This is a genomic window from Pseudomonas sp. PS1(2021) (genome assembly GCF_020405165.1).
Lineage (GTDB): Bacteria > Pseudomonadota > Gammaproteobacteria > Pseudomonadales > Pseudomonadaceae > Pseudomonas > Pseudomonas aeruginosa.
On the sequence record NZ_CP084484.1, the window covers coordinates 7,133,514 to 7,153,516 of the forward strand.

Annotated in this window: 21 protein-coding genes; 16 read left to right on the top strand and 5 right to left on the bottom strand. The window is 67.4% G+C overall.

What is annotated here, in order from left to right; translation table 11 throughout:
• Nucleotides 1-32: 32 nt before the first annotated feature.
• Both LE197_RS33800 and LE197_RS33805 read right to left on the bottom strand, forming a co-directional pair.
• Entirely contained in the window at nucleotides 33-1,772 is a 1,740-nt protein-coding gene (locus LE197_RS33800; protein WP_196752404.1) for a C13 family peptidase, read from the bottom strand.
• Nucleotides 1,773-1,961: 189 nt separating this feature from the next.
• Entirely contained in the window at nucleotides 1,962-2,417 is a 456-nt protein-coding gene (locus LE197_RS33805) for a MaoC family dehydratase (RefSeq protein ID WP_003093220.1), read from the bottom strand.
• 193 nt (nucleotides 2,418-2,610) lie between these two features.
• On the opposite strand from LE197_RS33805, the gene LE197_RS33810 reads away from it, so the two are divergent.
• Genes LE197_RS33810 through LE197_RS33820 form a run of 3 tightly spaced genes read left to right on the top strand, consistent with a single transcriptional unit; the run spans nucleotide 2,611 to nucleotide 4,296 of the window.
• Nucleotides 2,611-2,973 carry a CidA/LrgA family protein gene (locus tag LE197_RS33810; protein ID WP_003100294.1) on the top strand — a complete coding sequence of 121 codons (363 nt, stop codon included), beginning with the start codon at nucleotides 2,611-2,613 and terminating at the stop codon, nucleotides 2,971-2,973.
• The gene (locus LE197_RS33815; RefSeq protein WP_003093214.1) at nucleotides 2,973-3,683 is read left to right on the top strand and encodes an LrgB family protein; all 711 of its coding nucleotides are present in this window, start codon (nucleotides 2,973-2,975) and stop codon (nucleotides 3,681-3,683) included. The genes LE197_RS33810 and LE197_RS33815 overlap by 1 nt, the downstream gene beginning before the upstream one ends.
• Before the next feature lie 19 nt (nucleotides 3,684-3,702).
• Nucleotides 3,703-4,296, top strand: coding sequence for an LON peptidase substrate-binding domain-containing protein (locus tag LE197_RS33820; protein ID WP_003093212.1), 594 nt, complete (start codon nucleotides 3,703-3,705; stop codon nucleotides 4,294-4,296).
• A 10-nt stretch (nucleotides 4,297-4,306) separates the two neighbouring features.
• On the opposite strand, the gene LE197_RS33825 is transcribed toward LE197_RS33820, so the two are convergent.
• Both LE197_RS33825 and LE197_RS33830 read right to left on the bottom strand, forming a co-directional pair.
• Complete coding sequence (locus LE197_RS33825; RefSeq protein WP_003100297.1) at nucleotides 4,307-5,620, bottom strand: bifunctional DedA family/phosphatase PAP2 family protein; 1,314 nt, start codon at nucleotides 5,618-5,620, stop codon at nucleotides 4,307-4,309.
• On the bottom strand, nucleotides 5,617-6,336 hold the full coding sequence (locus LE197_RS33830; RefSeq protein WP_073666595.1) for a DNA-3-methyladenine glycosylase: 720 nt from the start codon (nucleotides 6,334-6,336) through the stop codon (nucleotides 5,617-5,619). The genes LE197_RS33825 and LE197_RS33830 overlap by 4 nt, the downstream gene beginning before the upstream one ends.
• Nucleotides 6,337-6,399: 63 nt before the next feature.
• On the opposite strand from LE197_RS33830, the gene LE197_RS33835 reads away from it, so the two are divergent.
• Nucleotides 6,400-7,257 carry a class I SAM-dependent methyltransferase gene (locus LE197_RS33835; protein WP_003093206.1) on the top strand — a complete coding sequence of 286 codons (858 nt, stop codon included), beginning with the start codon at nucleotides 6,400-6,402 and terminating at the stop codon, nucleotides 7,255-7,257.
• A gap of 7 nt (nucleotides 7,258-7,264) precedes the next feature.
• Here LE197_RS33835 and LE197_RS33840 read toward each other — a convergent pair whose 3' ends face one another.
• A complete protein-coding gene (locus tag LE197_RS33840) occupies nucleotides 7,265-8,488 on the bottom strand; it encodes an alpha/beta fold hydrolase (RefSeq protein WP_004365840.1) in 1,224 nt (407 codons plus the stop codon).
• Between the two features lie 297 nt (nucleotides 8,489-8,785).
• Here LE197_RS33840 and LE197_RS33845 point away from each other — a divergent pair, with 297 nt between their 5' ends.
• From LE197_RS33845 to lipA, 12 genes are all read left to right on the top strand, one after another.
• Nucleotides 8,786-10,051, top strand: coding sequence for a glutamate-5-semialdehyde dehydrogenase (locus tag LE197_RS33845; protein WP_003100303.1), 1,266 nt, complete (start codon nucleotides 8,786-8,788; stop codon nucleotides 10,049-10,051).
• Nucleotides 10,051-10,695: a nicotinate-nucleotide adenylyltransferase gene (nadD, locus tag LE197_RS33850; protein ID WP_003093199.1), complete on the top strand. Its 645-nt coding sequence runs from the start codon at nucleotides 10,051-10,053 to the stop codon at nucleotides 10,693-10,695. The genes LE197_RS33845 and nadD overlap by 1 nt, the downstream gene beginning before the upstream one ends.
• A 22-nt stretch (nucleotides 10,696-10,717) precedes the next feature.
• Complete coding sequence (gene rsfS / locus LE197_RS33855; protein ID WP_003100305.1) at nucleotides 10,718-11,074, top strand: ribosome silencing factor; 357 nt, start codon at nucleotides 10,718-10,720, stop codon at nucleotides 11,072-11,074.
• Between the two features lie 7 nt (nucleotides 11,075-11,081).
• Nucleotides 11,082-11,549 carry a 23S rRNA (pseudouridine(1915)-N(3))-methyltransferase RlmH gene (rlmH, locus tag LE197_RS33860; protein ID WP_003093193.1) on the top strand — a complete coding sequence of 156 codons (468 nt, stop codon included), beginning with the start codon at nucleotides 11,082-11,084 and terminating at the stop codon, nucleotides 11,547-11,549.
• Nucleotides 11,550-11,561: 12 nt separating this feature from the next.
• Nucleotides 11,562-13,502, top strand: coding sequence for a penicillin-binding protein 2 (gene mrdA, locus LE197_RS33865; protein WP_003093191.1), 1,941 nt, complete (start codon nucleotides 11,562-11,564; stop codon nucleotides 13,500-13,502).
• Between the two features lie 31 nt (nucleotides 13,503-13,533).
• Nucleotides 13,534-14,637: a rod shape-determining protein RodA gene (gene rodA / locus LE197_RS33870; RefSeq protein WP_003114090.1), complete on the top strand. Its 1,104-nt coding sequence runs from the start codon at nucleotides 13,534-13,536 to the stop codon at nucleotides 14,635-14,637.
• Between the two features lie 8 nt (nucleotides 14,638-14,645).
• Nucleotides 14,646-15,668: a lytic murein transglycosylase B gene (gene mltB / locus LE197_RS33875; RefSeq protein WP_003132500.1), complete on the top strand. Its 1,023-nt coding sequence runs from the start codon at nucleotides 14,646-14,648 to the stop codon at nucleotides 15,666-15,668.
• The gene (gene rlpA, locus LE197_RS33880; RefSeq protein ID WP_003100310.1) at nucleotides 15,665-16,693 is read left to right on the top strand and encodes a septal ring lytic transglycosylase RlpA; all 1,029 of its coding nucleotides are present in this window, start codon (nucleotides 15,665-15,667) and stop codon (nucleotides 16,691-16,693) included. The genes mltB and rlpA overlap by 4 nt, the downstream gene beginning before the upstream one ends.
• A 65-nt stretch (nucleotides 16,694-16,758) precedes the next feature.
• Entirely contained in the window at nucleotides 16,759-17,919 is a 1,161-nt protein-coding gene (locus tag LE197_RS33885; protein WP_003093182.1) for a D-alanyl-D-alanine carboxypeptidase family protein, read from the top strand.
• Nucleotides 17,920-17,989: 70 nt separating this feature from the next.
• Nucleotides 17,990-18,271 (top strand): DUF493 domain-containing protein, encoded by a 282-nt coding sequence (locus LE197_RS33890; protein WP_003100311.1) that lies wholly within the window; start codon nucleotides 17,990-17,992, stop codon nucleotides 18,269-18,271.
• A complete protein-coding gene (lipB, locus tag LE197_RS33895) occupies nucleotides 18,271-18,924 on the top strand; it encodes a lipoyl(octanoyl) transferase LipB (protein WP_003093177.1) in 654 nt (217 codons plus the stop codon). Before LE197_RS33890 ends, lipB begins: the two co-directional genes overlap by 1 nt.
• Complete coding sequence (gene lipA / locus LE197_RS33900; protein ID WP_003119196.1) at nucleotides 18,921-19,904, top strand: lipoyl synthase; 984 nt, start codon at nucleotides 18,921-18,923, stop codon at nucleotides 19,902-19,904. Before lipB ends, lipA begins: the two co-directional genes overlap by 4 nt.
• Nucleotides 19,905-20,003 lie beyond the last annotated feature (99 nt).

Genomic DNA, 20,003 nt, shown 5'->3' on the forward strand with positions numbered 1-20,003 from the left:
TTCCACACCAATGAGCGTAGTGCGCGGCGTATCTATTTGCCCGCCGCGCCCTCGCCGGTTTTTCCTTCCCGGGACGCGAGCGCGCGCTCGGCTTGCTGCCCCCGCAGCGTCCGCCAGTGCGCGAGCACGCGTTCCGGTAACCAGGCTTGCGGTTCCGAAGCTTCGAAACCTTCCTCCTTCTCCCTTTGACGCACTTCCTCTTTCGCCAGTTCGAACGCTTTGGACAGATCGTCGGTGCGGTTCAGCGCATTGGCCAGCAAGGCGCGGCCGAAATAGGTGAAGTCGGCGTCGTCGGAACAGCCGAACGAGACCCGGTCGGCACGCGCGGCGGTCAGGATCAGGGTACGTTCGTCTTTCAGCGGCGGGATGAAGCCCCCGCTGTAGCAGGCCGATACCACCAGCACCTTGTCGCGCTGGCGCAGCGGCGCGAGCAGTTCGGCCAGTTCCGCGGCCGGCAGGTCGCCGAGGTTCAGGCCGGGCATGTCCAGGGCCAACTGGTGGTCGCTGGAGCCGTGGCTGGTCAGGTAGATGAAGACCAGGTCTTCCGGCCCGCTGCGTTCGGCCAGGGTGCGCACGGCGCGGGACAGGCTTTCCCGGCTAGCCAGCGGGCGGTCGCCGAAGTGGTCGCGGTGGTTGACCAGGCGAATCACGCCACGAGCGGCGAAACGCTGGCCGAGCAGGTCGCCGGCGTAATCGGCCTCGCGCAGGAACACGCCCTGGCGGCCATCGCCGCCCAGGCTCAGGGCATAGAGTTCGCTGGCCGGCGTCGAGGCCGGGATCTTGCGCAGTTCTTCGTCGAGCAGGCGACCCTGGGCCAACAGGCCGATTTCCAGAGTGTCGGGCAGGGCCTTGCCGGCGGCGTCGCGGATGCGCTTGCCGTCGGCCCAGAGTCCCTGCTCACGGCTGCCGTCGGCGCGGTCCAGGGTGCCTTGGCCGGCATAGGCGCCGGCGGCGAAGCCGCCTTCGTAGCGGGTGCCGTCCAGTTGTTCGAGCAGGCCCTGGCCATGGAAGCGCCAGAACTGGAAACCGCCGCGGTAGCGGCTGCCGTCGGCGCCGAGAAGCTCGCCGGGGCCGTTCAGCGCGCCTTCGCTGAAGCGGCCGATCCAGACATCGCCGCTGGCGCTTTCGTAGCGCCCCTGGCCATGGAACTGGTTGTCCTTGAACTGGCCGACGTAGCGGTCGCCATCGGGCCCGCTCCAGCGCCCCTTGCCGTTCAGTTGCCCGTCGCGGAAGGTACCGGCGTACTGGTTGCCCTGGCTGTCGCTGAAGCTGCCTTCGCCTTCCAGGCGGCCCTGGCGGAAGCTGCCCTGGTAGCGGCTGCCATCGCTGCCGTCCAGCGTGCCCTGGCCGCTGTACAGGCCCTTGCGGAAACCGCCGCGGTAGCGAGTGCCCTGTTGTTCCAGGCTGCCTTCGCCATCGAACAGGCCCTGGCGGAAACCGCCCTGGTAGACGCTGCCATCGGCCATCGCCAGGCGTCCCTGACCGTCGAACAGGCCGGCCGCGAAGCCACCGCTGTAGCGGCTGCCGTCGGCGCCCTGCCAGGTGCCATGGCCGTGCAGCAGGCCATGCTCGAAGCGGCCGGCGTACCAGGCGCCGTTGTCGTAGTCCAGCCGGCCCTGGCCTTCCAGGCGCCCGTCCACCAGCTCGCCGCGATAGCGCGCGCCGTCCGGCAGGCGCGCATCGGCCGGGAGCAGCGGTTCGCCCTCGCCACAGGCGGCGAGCAGGATGACCAGGGCGGAGCAGAGCGAGAGAGACCTGGCGGGGCGAAGCATGCGGCGTTCCCGATGAGTGGTTCGGTCCGAGGGTGGAGGGGAGACAGTGTGGCGGAAAAATCGTTGCCTGGCAGTAGGGTATTTCCCTGCCGGCCCAGAGCGCCCCCGCGAGCGGGGGCTTTTGGAAGGGGGAGAGGGGCGCGAAGGCGCCTGGCCGTCAAGCGAACGGCAGCGCTCGCTGGGGCGGGCTCAGACGAAGCAGAGGCTGAGGGTCTCGGCGATGTAGGCGGGTTTCTCCTGGCCTTCGATCTCCAGGGTGGCGCGCGCCTTGATCAGCCACTGGCCGGGATTCTTCTCGTTGACGTCGAGTAGGGTCAGGCCCAGGCGGACCCGCGAGCCGACCCGCACCGGCTGGATGAAGCGCACCGTATCGAGGCCGTAGTTGACCGCCATCTTCAGTCCTTCGGGAAGCACCAGCAGGCCTTCCATCAGCTTCGGGATCAGCGACAGGGACAGGAAACCGTGGGCGATGGTGCCGCCGAAGGGCGTCTTCGCCGCCTTCTCCGGATCGACGTGGATGAACTGGTGGTCGCCGGTGCATTCGGCGAACTGGTCGACCCGCTCCTGGTCGATGGTGAGCCATTCGGAATGGCCGAGATCCTTGCCGACATAGTCCTTGAGCGCTGCTACGGGTACGAATGGCATAAGTCCTCCGGGAGGATGGCTGTTGTTCTCATGGTGCAGGAAGATCAGCACGCGTTGGCGACCGGGTCAAGAAACCATCGGCCTGGCGAATATCGCGTCATGCGGTGCCGCGACTGCGACTGATGGATAGGCGAGGAGCGTGCCAATGTCCCGGCGGGCTGGGCATAATGGTCGGCCCTTGCTGGAGGTGCCCATGTTGCTTCGTGGTCTGACCTGGCTGGTGCTGTTCCAGTTGCTCGGCACAGGTCTGAACGTTCTGTTGTTGCCCATGCTGCCCGGTCCGATCATCGGCCTGGTGCTGCTGTTCGGTTATTTCCTGGCGCGTGGCGAGGTCGGCAAGCCGGTCAACGAGGCGGCCGGCTCGTTGCTGCGCTACCTGCCGCTGCTGCTGGTGCCGGCGGCGGTCGGGGTGATGGCCTATGCGCGGGAGATCGCCGCCGACTTCTGGGCCATCGTCGGCGCGCTGGTACTGTCGCTGGTGCTGTCGTTCCTGTTCGCCGGCTGGATGATGCAGAAGCTCATCGATCGCCAGCAACGTCGCCGGGAGGAGTCCTGATGGCCTGGCAGGCCGCCCTCGAGGCGGTGATCCACCATCCGCTGTTCGGCGTCGGCGTGACCCTGGGCGCCTACCAGTTGGCCCTGGCCGCCTATGAACGGACCCGCTGGGTGTTCCTGCAGCCGGTGCTGGTATCGATGCTGGTGGTGATCGGCGTGCTGCTGCTTTGCGGCATCGACTACGACGAATACAGTGCCAGCGCCAAGGTCCTGACCATTCTCCTCGGCCCCGCCACGGTGGCCCTGGCGGTGCCGCTGTTCCTCAACCTGCGGCGTATCCGCCAATTGTTCTGGCCGACCCTGCTGACCCTGGTGGTCGCCGGTACGTTGGCGACGGTGCTGGGCATCGCATTCGGCTGGCTGTTCGGTGCCGAGCCGCGGATGCTGATGAGCATGGCGCCGAAGTCGGTGACCTCGCCGATCGCCATGCTGGTGGCCAGCCAGATCGGCGGCGTGGCGGCGCTGGCCGCCGTGTTCGTACTGATCACCGGGGTGCTCGGGGCGATCCTCGGGCCGGAGCTGCTGCGCGCCATCGGCGTCCGGCACCCCGCCGCGCAGGGCATGGCGCTGGGCATGACGGCCCACGCGGTGGGCACTTCGCGGGCCTTGCAGGAAGGCGAGGAGTGTGGTGCCTTCGCCGCCCTGGCGATGAGCCTGATGGGCGTTGCCACCGCAGTGCTGCTACCGTTGGCGGTAGCGCTGGTTGCCTGACGATGCCCGAGGAGTCGCGATGAAGTTGCCGTTGTTTCCCCTCAACGCCGTGCTGTTCCCCGGTTGCCGCCTGGACCTGCAGATCTTCGAGGCGCGCTACCTGGACATGATCAGCCGCTGCATGAAGCAGGGCACCGGTTTCGGCGTGGTGACCATCGGCGAAGGGCGGGAGGTCGGCGAAGCGCCGAGCCGCCTGGCGATGGTCGGCTGCGAGGCCTCGGTCCGCGACTGGCAGCAGCGCCCGAACGGCCTGCTGGGCATCCGCGTGGAGGGCGGTCGGCGTTTCCAGGTGCTGTCGGTGGAGGTCCAGGCCGACCAGCTCAGCGTTGGCGAGATCGAGTGGTTCGAAGACCTGCCGGAGCAACCCCTGACCTACGAACACAACGATCTCGCCGCGTTGCTCAGCGTGCTGGCCGAGCATCCGATGGTGGCCGCGCTGGAGATGGGCGGCGAGCCCGGCGGCCAGCAGGACCTGGCCAACCAGTTGGCCTACCTGCTGCCGTTCGATACCGAACGCAAGCTCGAACTGCTCGCCCTGCCCGACGCGCAGATGCAACTGGCGCGGATCCAGGTGCTGCTGGAGCACCTGCAGGGCGAGTTGGGTATCGACTGAGCGCCAACCCTCACAGCGGCCGGTAGCGCGCAATGGCTTCCGGCAGGGCCCAGCCGGCGGCGATCGCCAGGGTCGCCACGCAGACCGGCAACAGCAGCCACCAGACCCGTTGCGGCAGCGCCGGCAGCGACTCGCGGCGCTGGCTCAGCCACAGGCTGGCGGCGCAGACCGTAGTGGCGAGCAGGGCGCCGGCGACGATGTCCGACGGCCAGTGCACGCCAAGGTAGACCCGCGACAGGGCGATGCTCAGCGACGGGATCACCGCCAGCAGTACCCAGGTCAGGCGCCAGCGCGGCGGTTGCTGGCGGCTGGCGAGGACTCCCAGGGTGAGGAAGAAGGCGAAGGACGCCGAGCTGTGTCCGCTGGGGAAGCTGAAGCTGCTCAGCGGTTCGGCCAGCACTTCCGGGCGGGCGCGGGCGAACAGGGTCTTCAGGGTCTGGTTGGCCAGGGCGGTACCCACCAGGGTGCCGATGGCGAAGATGGCCGGACGCCATTGCCGGGTCAGCAGGAGGATACCGCCGAGCAGCGCGCCGGCGATGAACTGGGTGCGGAAATCGCCGAGCCGGGTGACCACCACCATCACCGGGTTCAGGTCGGCGTTGCGATGCTCCTGGACCAGCGTCATCAGGCCCTGGTCGAGGTCCTGGAGGTACGGCCAGGCGACGGTCATCGCCAGCAGCAGGACCAGGCTCAGCGCGGCCGCCACAGCGGTTGCCCAGCGTTTGCGCCGCAGGCTGGCCTGGACTACCACGCCGACCAGCACCGCCAGGCAGGCCGCGACGATCCCGGCTTCGCTCCAGAAGCCTTCCGGCAACGGCAGGCGCAGGGCTGCGCCGGTGGCCCAGCCGGGCAACAGGTAGGCGACCGCCCAGCCGGCGGCGGCGATCAGCGAAACGCCGAGAAAACGGCCGAACGGCATGTCGAGCATGCCGGCGACCATCGGCAGCATCGGTCGCAGGGCGCCGATGAAGCGGCCGACCAGCAGGCTGGCGATACCGTAGCGTTCGAAGTACACCTCGGCGGCGGTGATCCACTGCGGATGGCTGCGCAGGCCGGGCAGGCGGCGGATGTTCTGGTGGAAGCGGCGGCCGATCCAGTACGAGCTGAGGTCGCCCAGCACCCCGCCGGCGTAGGCCAGCAGCAGGGTTTCGCCGAGGCCGAGGGCGCCGCTGCCGGCGATCACCGCGACGCCGAACAGCAGCACCACGCCGGGGAGGACGATACCGACGATGGCCGCGCATTCGAGGAAGGCGATGAGGAAGATGGCCAGCCCCAGCCACTCGGGGTTGGCGGCCATCCAGGCGTTGAAGCTGTCGAGACTCATTGCAGGTGCGGGTCCTGATGTCCGAGTAGATGATAGTCGCGCCCGGCGACCTGGCCGCGGCGCAGTGGGTTGCGGGTGCAGAAGGCGGCGAAGGTGGCATCGACGAAACGGTACGGCAGGTGTTCGTCGCGCCCCTTCGGAATGCCCAGCCGAGCGGCCTGGATCACCTGGCTGGGGCGCTCGCCGACATCGTCGACGAACAGTCGCTGCGGGTCGAAGCGCTGTGCGTCCCACTCCGGCACCTTCAGCCCCATGGCCTTGCACAGCAGGGTCTGGCCGGCGCACAGGCGGCCGATCTCGCGGGGCCGGCCCTGGCTGTCCGGGTTCAGGCTCTGCATCCGCTCCAGCGCCGTGTGGTCGCTGATGCGATCCAGCCAGGGATGGCCGGACTTGATCAGCACCGCATTGCCCGGCCCGCCGGTGCTGAAGTTCAGCGAGTCGCCGCCGCGCGCGTAATACATATAGATGTGCCCGCCGTCGAGGAACAGTGCCTTGCGCTTCTCGGTGTAGCCGAGCGAGGCATGGCTGCCTTTCTCCTCCAGGTAGTAGGCCTCGGTCTCGATGATTCGCGCCGCCAGCCAGAGATTGCCCTGGCGATGGCGGATCACCTTGCCCAGCAGCTCGCGGGCGACCAGCAACGCATCGCGGTCGAAGAAGGTGTCGGGGAGTGGCCGGGCGTCGGGCCAGGGCAAACTAAGGATGGGATCGCGGGACATGGGATTGTCGCTGGGACCATGGCAGTCATAGGCTGGCGAATGATAACAACAAGAGCCTGAATCATGGTTGAACGAGAGCGTGTCGACAGTGCCCACATCACGCCCAGCGCCCATTACACCGGGTACGTCTGGTTCCGCCATCGACTCGCCGAACCGGCCTTCGCCACCGTCTTCGGCCGCTGGGTACACGGCTTCGTCGCGCCGATCAACTGGGGCGCGCAGCTCGGTTTCGGACTGAACATCGAGGATTTCCTGTTACAAAGACACCTCATGATCGACGCGCGCCTGACCCAGGCCGTCGAACGCGAGGGAGTGGTCCAGGTGGTGGAAATGGCCTGCGGGCTCTCGCCGCGTGGGCGACGCTTCCGGCAACGCTATCCACAGTTGCGCTACCTGGAGGCCGACCTGCCGCCGATGGCCGCGCGCAAAGCGGCGTTGCTCCGCGAGCAGGGTTGGCTGGGCCCGGAGCACGCGGTGGCGGCTGTGGATATCCTCGCCGAGGACGGCGAGCGCAGCCTTGCCGCGCTGTTCGCCGGGCTCGATCGCGAGCGCCCGCTGGTGGTGATCACCGAGGGGTTGGTGAACTATTTCCAGCGCCCGGTGATCGAGGCCTTCTGGAGTCGCCTGGCGACCGAACTTAAACGCTTCCCCCAGGGCACCTACCTGACCGACCTCTATCCCGATCTCCGCGAGCACCCGCGCTACCGGCAGATCCGCTGGGGAGTGGGGATCATCGGGCGGCTGACGCGGGGAAGCTATCCGTTGCATTACCGCAATGCCGCGGAAATCGAGGCGGCCTTCGCCCGCTGCGGCTTCGCCTCCACCCTGGTGCTCGACCCGCAGCGCGAAGGCGCCGCCCTGGGCTTGCCGCAGGGACGCCTGCCGAGCCTGGTGCGGGTGATCGAAAGCCGCACGGCATAGCCGCCTCTCAGGCGACCTCCGCTCGCTCCCAGGCGGCGAGGAGGTCGGCCAGTCCGGCGCTGGCCGCCGGATCGGAGTGCGGGAAGATGAAGGCGAAGCCGCCGGCGGTCGAGCGCAGGGGCAGGATGTCCAAGTCCGCCAGGCCGTCGCAGCACAACCGCCAGCCGCGTTGCGGGCGGGATTCGGGCAGCTCGGCGTGCAGCCGCCCGCCGAAATAGCCGAGTTCCACCAGTTCCGCCGCATAGACGCCGAGCTGCGGATGTTCCAGCCGAGCGTGCCCCTGGGCTGGCCGATGGCGGACCTCGAAGCGTCGCTCCAGGCCGAGCAGGCGCGTGCGCGGGATCCGCGTGCTGCCCTCGGCGCGCTCCGGCAGTGCCTCGCCGCGCAGGAACGGGCCGTAGAGCCGGGCGCAGGCCTCGCGTCGTTCGAACTGGGCAAGATGGTCGGCGTCGTGGATCAGGGCGAACTCGGCGTTCCCGCAGGCATGGGCGAACACCGCATGTTCCCAGGGCTGGGTGAAATGGTCGTACTCGCCGGCGAGCACCAGGGTCGGGCAGGTCGGGTGCCGCTCGAAGCCGCCGAAGGCCAGCAGGCGCCGGCTATTCTGCCGGTAGCGTTCGATCTCCGCCGCGGTCAGGCGTTGCAACTGGCGCAGCATGGCCTTGCGAAATACCGGGGAGACGCCGGTACGTTCCAGCTGTAGCGGGTTGATCAGGCCGGTCAGTACGCCGTGGGCGAAGGCACTCTGGTCGCCCTCGTCGAGCCGGGCCAGGGCTTCTTCCAGCAGCAGCCGCGCACCGGGGCGGCCGAATGCGGTGATGCCGGCCAGTAGCAGGCGCGCGCAGCGGCGCGGATGGCGGGCGGCGAACAGCGCGGCCAGGGCCGAGCCGTAGGACAGGCCGATGGGCATCAACGGCGGCAGGCCGAGCTGTTCGGCGAAGGCCGCGATCAGGTCGGCGAGGTCTTCCAGGCTCAGTTCCGCCGCCAGTTGCAGGTTGCCGCCCTGGCTCGGCAGGTCGAGCAGGATCACCGGGTGCTCGGCGAGCAGTTCGCTGACCTCGCCGGTGAACGAGCGGAAGCTCTGGAAGGCGCCGCCCAGCAGGAGCACCGGCGGGCGCGGGTCGTCGGCGCGGGCGGCGAAGGCCTGGTAGCGCAGTTGCCAGCCGTCTAGGAAGAGGATATCCGGTTCGCTGCTTAGCGACTGCGCGCTGTAGTCGGTACGGTAGCGCATGGCGAGGCCCCGCGGTGTGTGCGTCGTTATTGTTGTTCTGCCGAGCGGGTGCCGGTGGGTGGCAGTGGCCAGGCTCGCTTCGAAGGTAAACAGAGGTAGCAATTTTGTTTACCTATCCTTCGGCCGGCGCCTGCGCCCGGGTGTCACCGTCTCGCGCACAGGCCCAGGCGCAGCGGGGCCGCCGCGTTACCGCCGGGGGCCGCGGAACGCACTGTCTACCGACCGGCTGTTGCGGCTGGGCGCGCCGGGGCTGGCTCGCTATAATCGCGCATTTCCCTGACGCCAGATGCCGAGACCATGACCGAGTCCGTCCTCGACTATATGAGCCGCCTGGGCCGCGATGCCCGCGCCGCCTCGCGGTTGCTCGCGCGCGCCGCCACCGCGCAGAAGAACCGCGCCCTGCTGGCCGCGGCCGATGCGCTGGACGCCGCCCGCGCGGAGTTGTCCCACGCCAACGAGCAGGACCTCGCCGCCGGCCGCGCCAATGGCCTGGAGCCGGCGATGCTGGACCGCCTGGCGCTGACCCCGGCGCGCATCGACGACATGATCGAGGGCCTGCGCCAGGTCGCCACGCTGCCCGACCCGATCGGCGAGATCCGCGACATGCGCTACGTGCCCTCGGGCATCCAGATCGGCAAGATGCGCGTGCCGCTGGGCGTGGTCGGGATCATCTACGAGTCGCGGCCGAACGTGACCATCGACGCCGCCAGCCTGTGCCTGAAGTCCGGCAACGCGACCATCCTGCGCGGCGGCTCCGAGGCGATCCACTCCAACCAGGCGATCGCCCGCTGCATCCAGCAGGGCCTGGCCGAGGCCGGCCTGCCGGCCGCCGCCGTGCAGGTGGTGGAAACCACCGACCGCGCCGCGGTCGGCGCGCTGATCAGCATGCCCGAATACGTCGACGTGATTGTCCCGCGCGGCGGCAAGGGCCTGATCGAGCGCATCAGCCGCGAGGCCAAGGTGCCGGTGATCAAGCACCTGGACGGCATCTGCCACGTCTACATCGATGTCGCCGCCGACCTGGACAAGGCGATTCGCGTCGCCGACAACGCCAAGACCCAGCGCTACGCGCCGTGCAACACCATGGAGACGCTGCTGGTGCATGCCGGTATCGCCGAGCGGGCGCTGCCGCCCCTGGCCACGATCTACCGCGAGAAGGGCGTGGAACTGCGCGGCGACGCCGCGACCCGTGCGCTGCTCGGCGCAGACGTGCTGGAGGCTACCGAGGAGGACTGGCGTACCGAGTACAACGCGCCGATCCTGTCGATCCGCATCGTCGACGGGCTGGACGCGGCGATCGAGCACATCAACACCTACGGCTCGCAGCACACCGACGCGATCATTACCGAGAACTTCAGCGATGCGCGGCGTTTCCTCGCCGAAGTGGATTCCGCTTCGGTGATGGTCAACGCCTCGACCCGCTTCGCCGACGGCTTCGAGTACGGCCTCGGCGCCGAGATCGGGATTTCCACCGACAAGCTGCACGCCCGCGGCCCGGTCGGCCTGGAAGGCCTGACCAGCGAGAAGTACGTCGTCTTCGGCGACGGTCACGTGCGCACCTGATGGGCAAACGTATCGGCCTGTTCGGCGGCACTTTCGACCCCGTGCATATCGGACATATGCGCAGCGCCGTGGAAATGGCCGAGCAGTTCGCCCTCGACGAACTGCGCCTGCTGCCCAATGCGCGGCCGCCGCACCGGGAAACCCCGCAGGTGTCGGCCGCGCAGCGGTTGGCGATGGTCGAGCGGGCGGTGGCGGGAGTCGAGCGATTGACGGTCGATCCCCGCGAACTGCAGCGCGACAAGCCGTCCTACACCATCGACACCCTGGAGTCGGTGCGGGCGGAGCTGGCGGCCGACGACCAGTTGTTCATGCTGATCGGCTGGGATGCCTTCTGCGGCTTGCCGACGTGGCACCGCTGGGAGGCGTTGCTGGATCACTGCCACATCGTCGTGTTGCAGCGTCCGGATGCCGACAGCGAGCCGCCGGAGTCGCTGCGCGACCTGCTGGCGGCGCGGAGCGTGGCCGACCCGCAGGCCCTGAAAGGGCCGGGCGGACAGATCACCTTCGTCTGGCAGACGCCGCTGGCGGTGTCCGCCACCCAGATCCGCGCGCTGCTGGGTGCCGGGCGCTCCGTGCGTTTCCTGGTGCCGGACGCGGTATTGAACTACATCGAGGCGCACCACCTGTATCGTGCGCCACACTGATAAAGAAACAGAGACCGACTCAATGCAAACCGAACAACTCGTCCAAGTGGCCATCGATGCCCTGGAAGACCTCAAGGCCCAGGACATCGTGACCCTCGATGTGCGGGACAAGACCAGCGTCACCGACTACATGGTGATCGCCTGCGGCAGTTCCAGCCGCCAGGTCAAGTCGCTGGCCGACAACGTCCTGACCAAGGCCAAAGAAAACGGCGTCAAGCCCCTGGGCAGCGAAGGCCTGGAGTCCGGCGAATGGGCGCTGCTCGACCTGGGCGACGTGGTGGTCCACGTGATGCTCCCGGCGACCCGCCAGTTCTACGACCTGGAGCGCCTGTGGCAGGGCGCCGAGCAGAGCCGCGCCCAGCACCAGCCGGAAGAGTGACGCCGGCATGCGGTTGCGCCTGATCGCGGTTGGCTCGCGCATGCCTCGCTGGGTCGAGGAAGGTTGGCAGGAGTACGTCAAGCGCCTGCCGGCCGAGCTGTCCCTCGAACTGGTGGAGATCCCGCTCAACACCCGCGGCAAGAACGCCGACGTGGCGCGCCTGATCCGTCAGGAAGGCGAGGCCATGCTGGCGCGCGTGCAGCCGGGGGAACGGGTGGTGACCCTGGAGGTCGAAGGTCGGCCCTGGAGCACCGAGCAACTGGCTCGCGAACTGGATCGCTGGCGTCTCGACGCACGCACCGTGAATCTCATGGTCGGCGGCCCGGAAGGGCTGGCGCCGGAGGTCTGCGCGCGCAGCGAGCAGCGCTGGTCGCTGTCGCCGTTGACGCTGCCGCACCCGTTGGTGCGGATCCTGGTCGGCGAGCAGATCTACCGGGCCTGGACCGTATTGTCCGGGCACCCCTACCACAAATAGTCCCCAGTCCCGATGCCGCAGCCGATCCACCTGAAAGACCACGAGAAAGACGCCCGCCTGGTGCGTCGGCGCGTCATCGTCGGGGCGGTGGCGGTGGTCTTGCTGACCCTGGTGCTGGTGGCGCGCATGTACCACCTGCAGGTGACCCAGTACGAGTACCATTCGACGCTGTCGGAGAACAACCGGGTCCATGTGCAGCCGATCCCGCCGACCCGCGGGATCATCTTCGACCGCAACGGCGTGATCATCGCCGACAACCGGCCGAGCTTCAGCCTGACCATCACCCGCGAACGCACCGAGGACCTGCAGAAGACCCTCGACACGCTGGTGGAGATCCTCGGCCTGACCGAGGACGACCGGGCCATCTTCGAGAAGCGCATGAAGCAGGGGCGGCGTCCGTTCGAGCCGGTTCCCATCATGTTCGAACTCAACGAGGAACAGATCGCCCGCATCGCGGTGAACCAGTTCCGCCTGCCGGGCGTCGACGTGGCGACCCAGTTCGTCCGCCACTACCCGCTGAAGGAGCACTTTGCCCATTCGGTCGGGTACGTCGGGCGGATCAACGAGCAGGAACTGAAGAACCTCGACCCGATCAACTACAGCGGCACCCACCATATCGGCAAGACCGGCATCGAGCGCTTCTACGAGAGCGAGTTGCACGGCACGGTTGGCTACGAGGAAGTCGAGACCAACGCCCGCGGGCGGGTGCTGCGGGTGCTCAAGCGCACCGACCCGATTCCCGGCAAGGACATCGTCCTGAGCATCGACAGCCGCCTGCAGGAGGCCGCCGAGAACGCCCTGGCCGGGCGGCGGGGCGCCATCGTGGCGATCCAGCCGTCCACCGGCGACGTGCTGGCGATGGTCAGCCAGCCGAGCTACGACCCTAACCTGTTCGTCACCGGCATCAGCTTCAAGGCCTATGCCGAGCTGCGTGACTCCATCGACCGGCCGCTGTACAACCGCGTCCTGCGCGGGCTCTATCCGCCGGGCTCGACGGTGAAGCCGGCGGTGGCGCTGGCCGGCCTCGACGCCGGGGTGGTCACGCCGACCTCGCGGGTCTTCGACCCCGGCTACTACCAGTTGCCCAACTACGACCACAAGTACCGTAACTGGAACCGCTACGGCGATGGCTGGGTGAGCCTGGAGTCGGCGATCTACCGGTCCAACGACACCTATTTCTACGACCTCGCGCACAAGCTGGGGATCGACCGCCTGCACGCCTTCATGAGTCGCTTCGGTTTCGGCCAGAAAGTCGCCCTGGACATGTTCGGCGAAGCCGACGGGCTGATGCCCTCGCGCGAATGGAAGCGCAAGACCCGCCGCCAGGTCTGGTACCCGGGCGAGACCCTGATCCTCGGCATCGGCCAGGGCTACATGCAGGCGACGCCGATCCAACTGGCGCAGATGACCGCGCTGCTGGCCAACAAGGGCCACTGGATCCGCCCGCACCTGGCCAAGACCATCGACGGCCAGCCGCCGGTCGACCCCGACCCGATGCCCGACATCGTGCTGCGCGACCCGGCCAACTGGGACCGCGTCGACTACGGCATGCAGCAGGTGGTGCATGGCGCCCGCGGCACGGCGCGCAAGGTCGGCGCCACCTCGGCCTACCTGATCGCCGGCAAGAGCGGTACCGCCCAGGTGGTGGCGATCAAGCAGAACGAGCGCTACGACCGCTCCAAGCTGCTCGAGCGGCACCGCGACCACGCCCTGTTCGTCGGCTTCGCGCCGGCCAACAACCCGCAGATCGCGGTGGCGGTGATGGTGGAGAACGGCGAGTCCGGCTCCGGCGTCGCCGCCCCGGTGGTCAAGCAGGTGATGGACGCCTGGCTGCTCGACGAGCACGGCAAGCTCAAGGCCGAATACGCGGAACCCGTCGCGCCGCTCGCGGCGGCGGTGGCCAAGCCCGAACCCACGGCAGCCGAGCCGGAGGCGCCCGCCCTTGAACAGTAACTTCGACCGCACCCTGTCCAACGAAGACGTGATGCGCCGGCGCGCCAGCCTGCTGCAGCGCCTGCACATCGACGGGATTCTCCTGCTGCTGTTGCTGATCCTCGGCGCCACCGGCCTGTTCGTCCTCTATTCGGCGAGCGGCAAGAGCTGGGACATGCTGATGAAGCAGGCCACCTCGTTCGGCCTGGGACTGGGCATGATGGTGGTGATCGCCCAGATCGAGCCGCGCTTCATGGCCCGCTGGGTGCCGCTGGGCTACCTGGTGGGGGTCGCGCTGCTGGTGGTGGTCGACGTGATCGGCCACGACGCCAAGGGGGCGACGCGCTGGATCAACATCCCCGGGGTGATCCGCTTCCAGCCCTCGGAGTTCATGAAGCTGCTGATGCCGATGACGGTGGCCTGGTACCTGTCCAAGCGCAACCTGCCGCCGGGGCTCAAGCACATGGTGATCAGCCTGGCGATCATCATCACCCCGTTCGTGCTGATCCTGAAACAACCCGACCTCGGCACCGCCATGCTGATCCTCGCTTCCGGCGGCTTCGTGCTGTTCGTCGGCGGCCTGCGCTGGCGCTGGATCGTCGGCGCGGTGTCGGCGGCGGTGCCGATCGCCGTGGCGATGTGGTTCTTCATCATGCACGACTACCAGAAACAGCGGGTGCTGACCTTCCTCGACCCGGAAAGCGACCCGCTGGGCACCGGCTGGAACATCATCCAGTCTAAGGCGGCCATCGGTTCCGGCGGGGTATTCGGCAAGGGCTGGCTGCTGGGCACCCAGTCGCACCTGGATTTTTTGCCGGAAAGCCACACCGACTTTATCATTGCGGTCCTCGGCGAGGAGTTCGGCCTGGTCGGCGTCTGCCTGCTGCTGGTGCTCTACCTGCTGCTGATCAGTCGTGGCCTGGTGATCACCGCCCAGGCGCAGACGCTCTACGGCAAACTGCTGGCCGGTGGCATCACCATGACGTTTTTCGTTTATGTCTTCGTGAATATCGGTATGGTGAGCGGGTTGTTGCCGGTGGTGGGGGTACCGCTGCCTTTCATTAGTTATGGCGGAACTTCGCTGGTTACCCTGTTGTCAGGGTTCGGGGTTCTGATGTCGATCCATACCCATCGGAAGTGGATCGCCCAGGTTTGAGACCAAGAGTGAAGAACGCAATGCAAGTACTGCGTACATGGGCGGCCAGGGGCGTCCAATGGGTCGGCGTAGCCGGCGTCATTGGCCTGTCCGGGGCGGCCCAGGCGGGGGACTACGACGGCTCGCCGCAAGTGGCCGAGTTCGTCAGCGAAATGACCCGCGACTACGGCTTCGCCGGAGAGCAGCTGATGGGGCTGTTCCGCGACGTGAACCGCAAGCAGTCGATCCTCGATGCGATCTCGCGCCCGGCCGAGCGGGTCAAGCAGTGGAAGGAATACCGGCCGATCTTCATCAGCGACGCGCGCATCAGTCGTGGCGTCGACTTCTGGAACAAGCATGCCGAAGACCTGGCGCGGGCGGAGAAGGAATACGGCGTGCCGGCCGAGATCATCGTCTCGATCATCGGCGTGGAAACCTTCTTCGGCCGCAACACCGGCAGCTACCGGGTGATGGACGCGCTGTCCACCCTCGGCTTCGACTACCCGCCGCGGGCCGACTTCTTCCGCAAGGAGTTGCGCGAGTTCCTCCTGCTCGCCCGCGAACAGCAGGTCGACCCGCTCAGCCTGACCGGCTCCTACGCCGGCGCCATGGGCCTGCCACAATTCATGCCGAGCAGCTTCCGCGCCTACGCGGTGGACTTCGACGGCGATGGCCACATCAATATCTGGAGCGACCCGACCGACGCCATCGGTAGCGTCGCCAGCTACTTCAAGCAGCACGGCTGGGTCACCGGCGAGCCGGTGGTCTCGGTGGCCGAGATCAACGACGAGAGCGCCGAGAGCGCGGTGACCAGGGGCGTCGACCCGACCATGAGCCTGGGCGAGCTGCGTGCCCGCGGCTGGCGCACCCACGATGCGCTGCGCGACGACCAGAAGGTCACGGCGATGCGTTTCGTCGGCGACAAGGGCATCGAGTATTGGGTCGGTTTGCCGAACTTCTACGTGATCACCCGCTATAATCGCAGCGCCATGTATGCCATGGCGGTTTATCAGCTGGCGGGCGAGATTGCCCGCGCGCGAGGTGCCCATTGAGCAAGCGTGTCCGCTCCTCCCTGATCCTGCCCGCCGTCTGCGGCCTCGGGCTGGCGGCCGTGCTGTTGAGCAGTTGCTCCAGCAAGGCGCCCCAGCAGCCGGCCAGGCAGGCGGGCATTTCCGGGCCGGGCGACTATTCCCGTCCGCATCGCGACGGCGCCCCCTGGTGGGACGTCGACGTGTCGCGGATCCCCGATGCGGTACCGATGCCGCACAACGGTTCGGTGAAGGCCAACCCCTACACCGTGCTGGGCAAGACCTACTACCCGATGAACGATGCGCGGGCCTACCGGATGGTCGGCACCGCGTCCTGGTACGGCACCAAGTTCCACGGCCAGGCCACCGCCAACGGCGAGACCTACGACCTCTACGGCATGACCGCCGCGCACAAGACCCTGCCGTTGCCGAGCTATGTGCGGGTGACCAACCTGGACAACGGCAAGAGCGTGATCGTCCGCGTCAACGACCGCGGCCCGTTCTATTCCGACCGGGTCATCGACCTGTCCTTCGCCGCGGCGAAGAAGCTCGGTTATGCCGAGACCGGCACCGCGCGGGTCAAGGTCGAAGGCATCGACCCGGTGCAGTGGTGGGCCCAGCGCGGCCGGCCGGCACCGATGGTCCTGGCGCAGCCCAAGCAGGCGGTGGCCCAGGCCGCTCCCGCCGCGGCGCAGACGCAGGCGGTGGCGATGGCCCAGCCGATCGAGACCTACACTCCGCCGCCGGCGCAGCACGCGGCCGCCGTGCTGCCGGTGCAGATCGACTCAAAAAAAAACGCTTCATTACCAGCCGATGGCCTGTATCTCCAGGTGGGCGCCTTCGCCAACCCGGATGCGGCGGAGCTGCTGAAGGCCAAGCTGAGCGGCGTGACGGCTGCGCCGGTGTTTATCAGCTCGGTCGTGCGCAACCAGCAGATTCTGCACCGGGTGCGGCTGGGACCGATCGGTTCGGCGGACGAGGTTAGCCGCACCCAGGACAGCATCCGCGTGGCCAACCTTGGCCAGCCGACGCTGGTACGCCCCGACTGAGCGCCTACTCACGCAGGGAATTCCCGCAAGGGATTGTTTGACCATTGGTAGAACCAGAGAGACGGATGAACATCACCACTATCGCGAAACGCTTGTCACTGCTTGTCCTGTTCATCGCCCCTACGGCTGGCTGGGCTGCTGAATCCATGGTTCCGGCGCCGCCGCAACTGGCCGCCAAGTCGTACGTCCTGATGGACGGCGAGAGCGGCCAGGTTCTGGTCGAGAACAACGGCGACCAGCGCCTGCCGCCGGCCAGCCTGACCAAACTGATGACCGCCTACATCGCCACCAAGGAGATCGAGGCCGGCCGCATCGGCGAGAACGACCTGGTCACCGTCAGCGAACATGCCTGGCGCACCGGCGGTTCGCGGATGTTCATCAAGGTCGGCAGCCAGGTCTCGGTGAGCGACCTGCTGCATGGCATCATCATCCAGTCCGGCAACGACGCCAGCGTCGCCCTGGCCGAGCATATCGCCGGCAGCGAAGACGCCTTCGCCGACATGATGAACACCACCGCGCAGAAGCTGGGCCTGACCAACTCCCACTTCATGGACGCCACCGGCCTGCCCAACCCGGACCACTATTCCTCCGCCCGCGACATGGCGGTGCTGGCCCGCGCGATCATCTACGGCGAGCCGAGCCACTACGCGATCTACGCGCAGAAGGAATTCCTCTGGAACAACATCAAGCAGCCGAACCGCAACCTGCTGCTGTGGCGCGACAAGACCGTCGACGGCCTGAAGACCGGCCACACCGACGAAGCCGGCTACTGCCTGGTGGCTTCCGCGGTACGCGACGGCCAGCGCATGATCGCCGTGGTGTTCGGCACCAACAGCGAGCAGGCCCGCGCCGCCGAGACCCAGAAGCTGCTGACCTATGGCTTCCGCTTCTTCGAAAGCCGCAACTTCTACAAGAAGGGCACCGAGCTGACCAAGGGCCTGGTCTGGAAGGGTTCCGAGCATGAAGTGAAAGCCGGCCTCGCCGAAGACCTGACCATGACCCTGCCGCGCGGCCAGATGCAGAAGCTGCAGGCCAGCATGGTCCTGGAGCCGCAACTGATGGCGCCGATCCAGCAGGGCCAGGTGATCGGCAAGGTGGAAGTGAAGCTGGACGACAAGGTCATCCGCAGCGCCGACCTGGTCGCCCTCAACGCCGTCGAGGAGGGTGGTTTCTTCCGCCGCCTGTGGGATAGCATCCGCCTGTTCTTCTACGGTTTGTTCAACTGACCGACCGGCGCCCGCCCGCTCACGAGGCCAGCGGGCGCCCGTCCCCGCGGACCACGGGTCCGCCGCCGCCATGACCGATACCCCTGACGTTCAACCCCCGAAAATCGAATTCCCCTGCGAGCGTTATCCGATCAAGGTGATCGGCGACGCCGGCGAAGGTTTCTCCGACCTGGTCGTGGAAATCATCCAGCGCCACGCGCCGGATCTCGACGTCGAGACCCTGGTGGTCCGTGACAGCAGCAAGGGGCGATTCCTCTCGGTGCAGGTGCTGATCACCGCCACCGATGTCGACCAACTGCAAGCCATCCATAACGACCTGCGCGCGACCGGACGCGTGCACATGGTGCTCTGATGGGACTCGAGCTGGGCTTCCGTGAGCTCGGCGAGGTTCCCTACGAACCGACCTGGCATGCCATGCAGCGCTTCGTTGCCGAACGCGACAAATCGGTAATGGACGAAGCCTGGCTGTTGCAGCACCCTGCGGTCTTCACCCAGGGGCAGGCCGGCAAGGCGGAGCATGTGCTGTTCCCCGGCGACATCCCGGTGATCCAGGTAGATCGCGGCGGCCAGGTGACCTACCACGGCCCCGGCCAGTTGGTCACCTACCTGCTGCTCGATGTCCGCCGCCTGGGACTGGGCGTGCGCGAGCTGGTCAGCCGGATCGAGCAGAGCCTGATCGGCCTGCTGGCGTCCTATGACGTGCAGGCCGTGGCCAAGCCGGACGCGCCGGGTGTCTACGTCGACGGGGCGAAGATCGCCTCCCTCGGCCTGCGCATCCGCAACGGCTGTTCCTTCCATGGCCTGGCGCTGAACCTGGACATGGACCTGCGACCGTTCCAACGAATCAATCCCTGCGGCTACGCCGGGATGCCCATGACCCAACTGCGCGACCTGGTTGGGCCGGTGGATTTTGCCGAGGTGTGTACCCGATTGCGCGCTGAGCTCGTCTCACGCCTTGGCTACGCTGAACAGAAGACCCTTACGGGCGGGATCGAACTGACATGAGCACTGTTGTGGAGAAGTCCGGAGAAGCCAAGCCGGGCAAGGTGGAAGTCGGCGTGAAGCTGCGCGGCGCGGAAAAGGTCGCGCGGATTCCGGTGAAGATCATTCCCACCGAGGAACTGCCGAAGAAACCCGACTGGATCCGCGTGCGCATCCCGGTTTCCCCCGAGGTCGACCGCATCAAGCAACTGCTGCGCAAGCACAAGCTGCACAGCGTCTGCGAAGAGGCGTCCTGCCCGAACCTGGGCGAGTGCTTCTCCGGCGGCACCGCGACCTTCATGATCATGGGCGATATCTGCACCCGACGCTGCCCGTTCTGCGACGTCGGTCATGGCCGGCCGAAGCCGCTGGACGTCGACGAGCCGACCAACCTGGCCATCGCCATCGCCGACCTGCGGCTGAAGTACGTGGTGATCACCTCGGTGGACCGCGACGACCTGCGCGACGGCGGCGCCCAGCACTTCGCCGACTGCCTGCGCGAGATCCGCAAGCTGTCGCCGGGGATCCAGCTGGAAACCCTGGTGCCCGACTATCGCGGTCGCATGGACATCGCCCTGGAGATCACCGCCAACGAGCCGCCGGACGTGTTCAACCATAACCTGGAGACGGTACCGCGCCTGTACCGCTCCTCGCGGCCGGGCTCGGACTTCGAGTGGTCGCTGGACCTGCTGCAGAAGTTCAAGCAGATGGTTCCGCACGTACCGACCAAGTCCGGGCTGATGCTCGGCCTGGGCGAGACCGACGACGAGGTCATCGAGGTCATGCAGCGGATGCGCGAGCACGACATCGACATGCTGACCCTCGGCCAGTACCTGCAGCCGTCGCGCAACCACCTGCCGGTGCAGCGCTTCGTGCATCCGGACACCTTCGCCTGGTTCGCCGAGGAAGGCGAGAAGATGGGCTTCAAGAACGTCGCGTCCGGCCCGCTGGTGCGTTCGTCCTACCATGCCGACCAGCAGGCGCACGGCAACAAGATCGGCTGATCTACGCCGCGCCAATGCCTTCCGACGCCGCGTCCCTGCACAGGGACGCGGCGTTTTTCATTGGGCAGCCACGAAGCCTCTTCGGACGTAGGACGAACA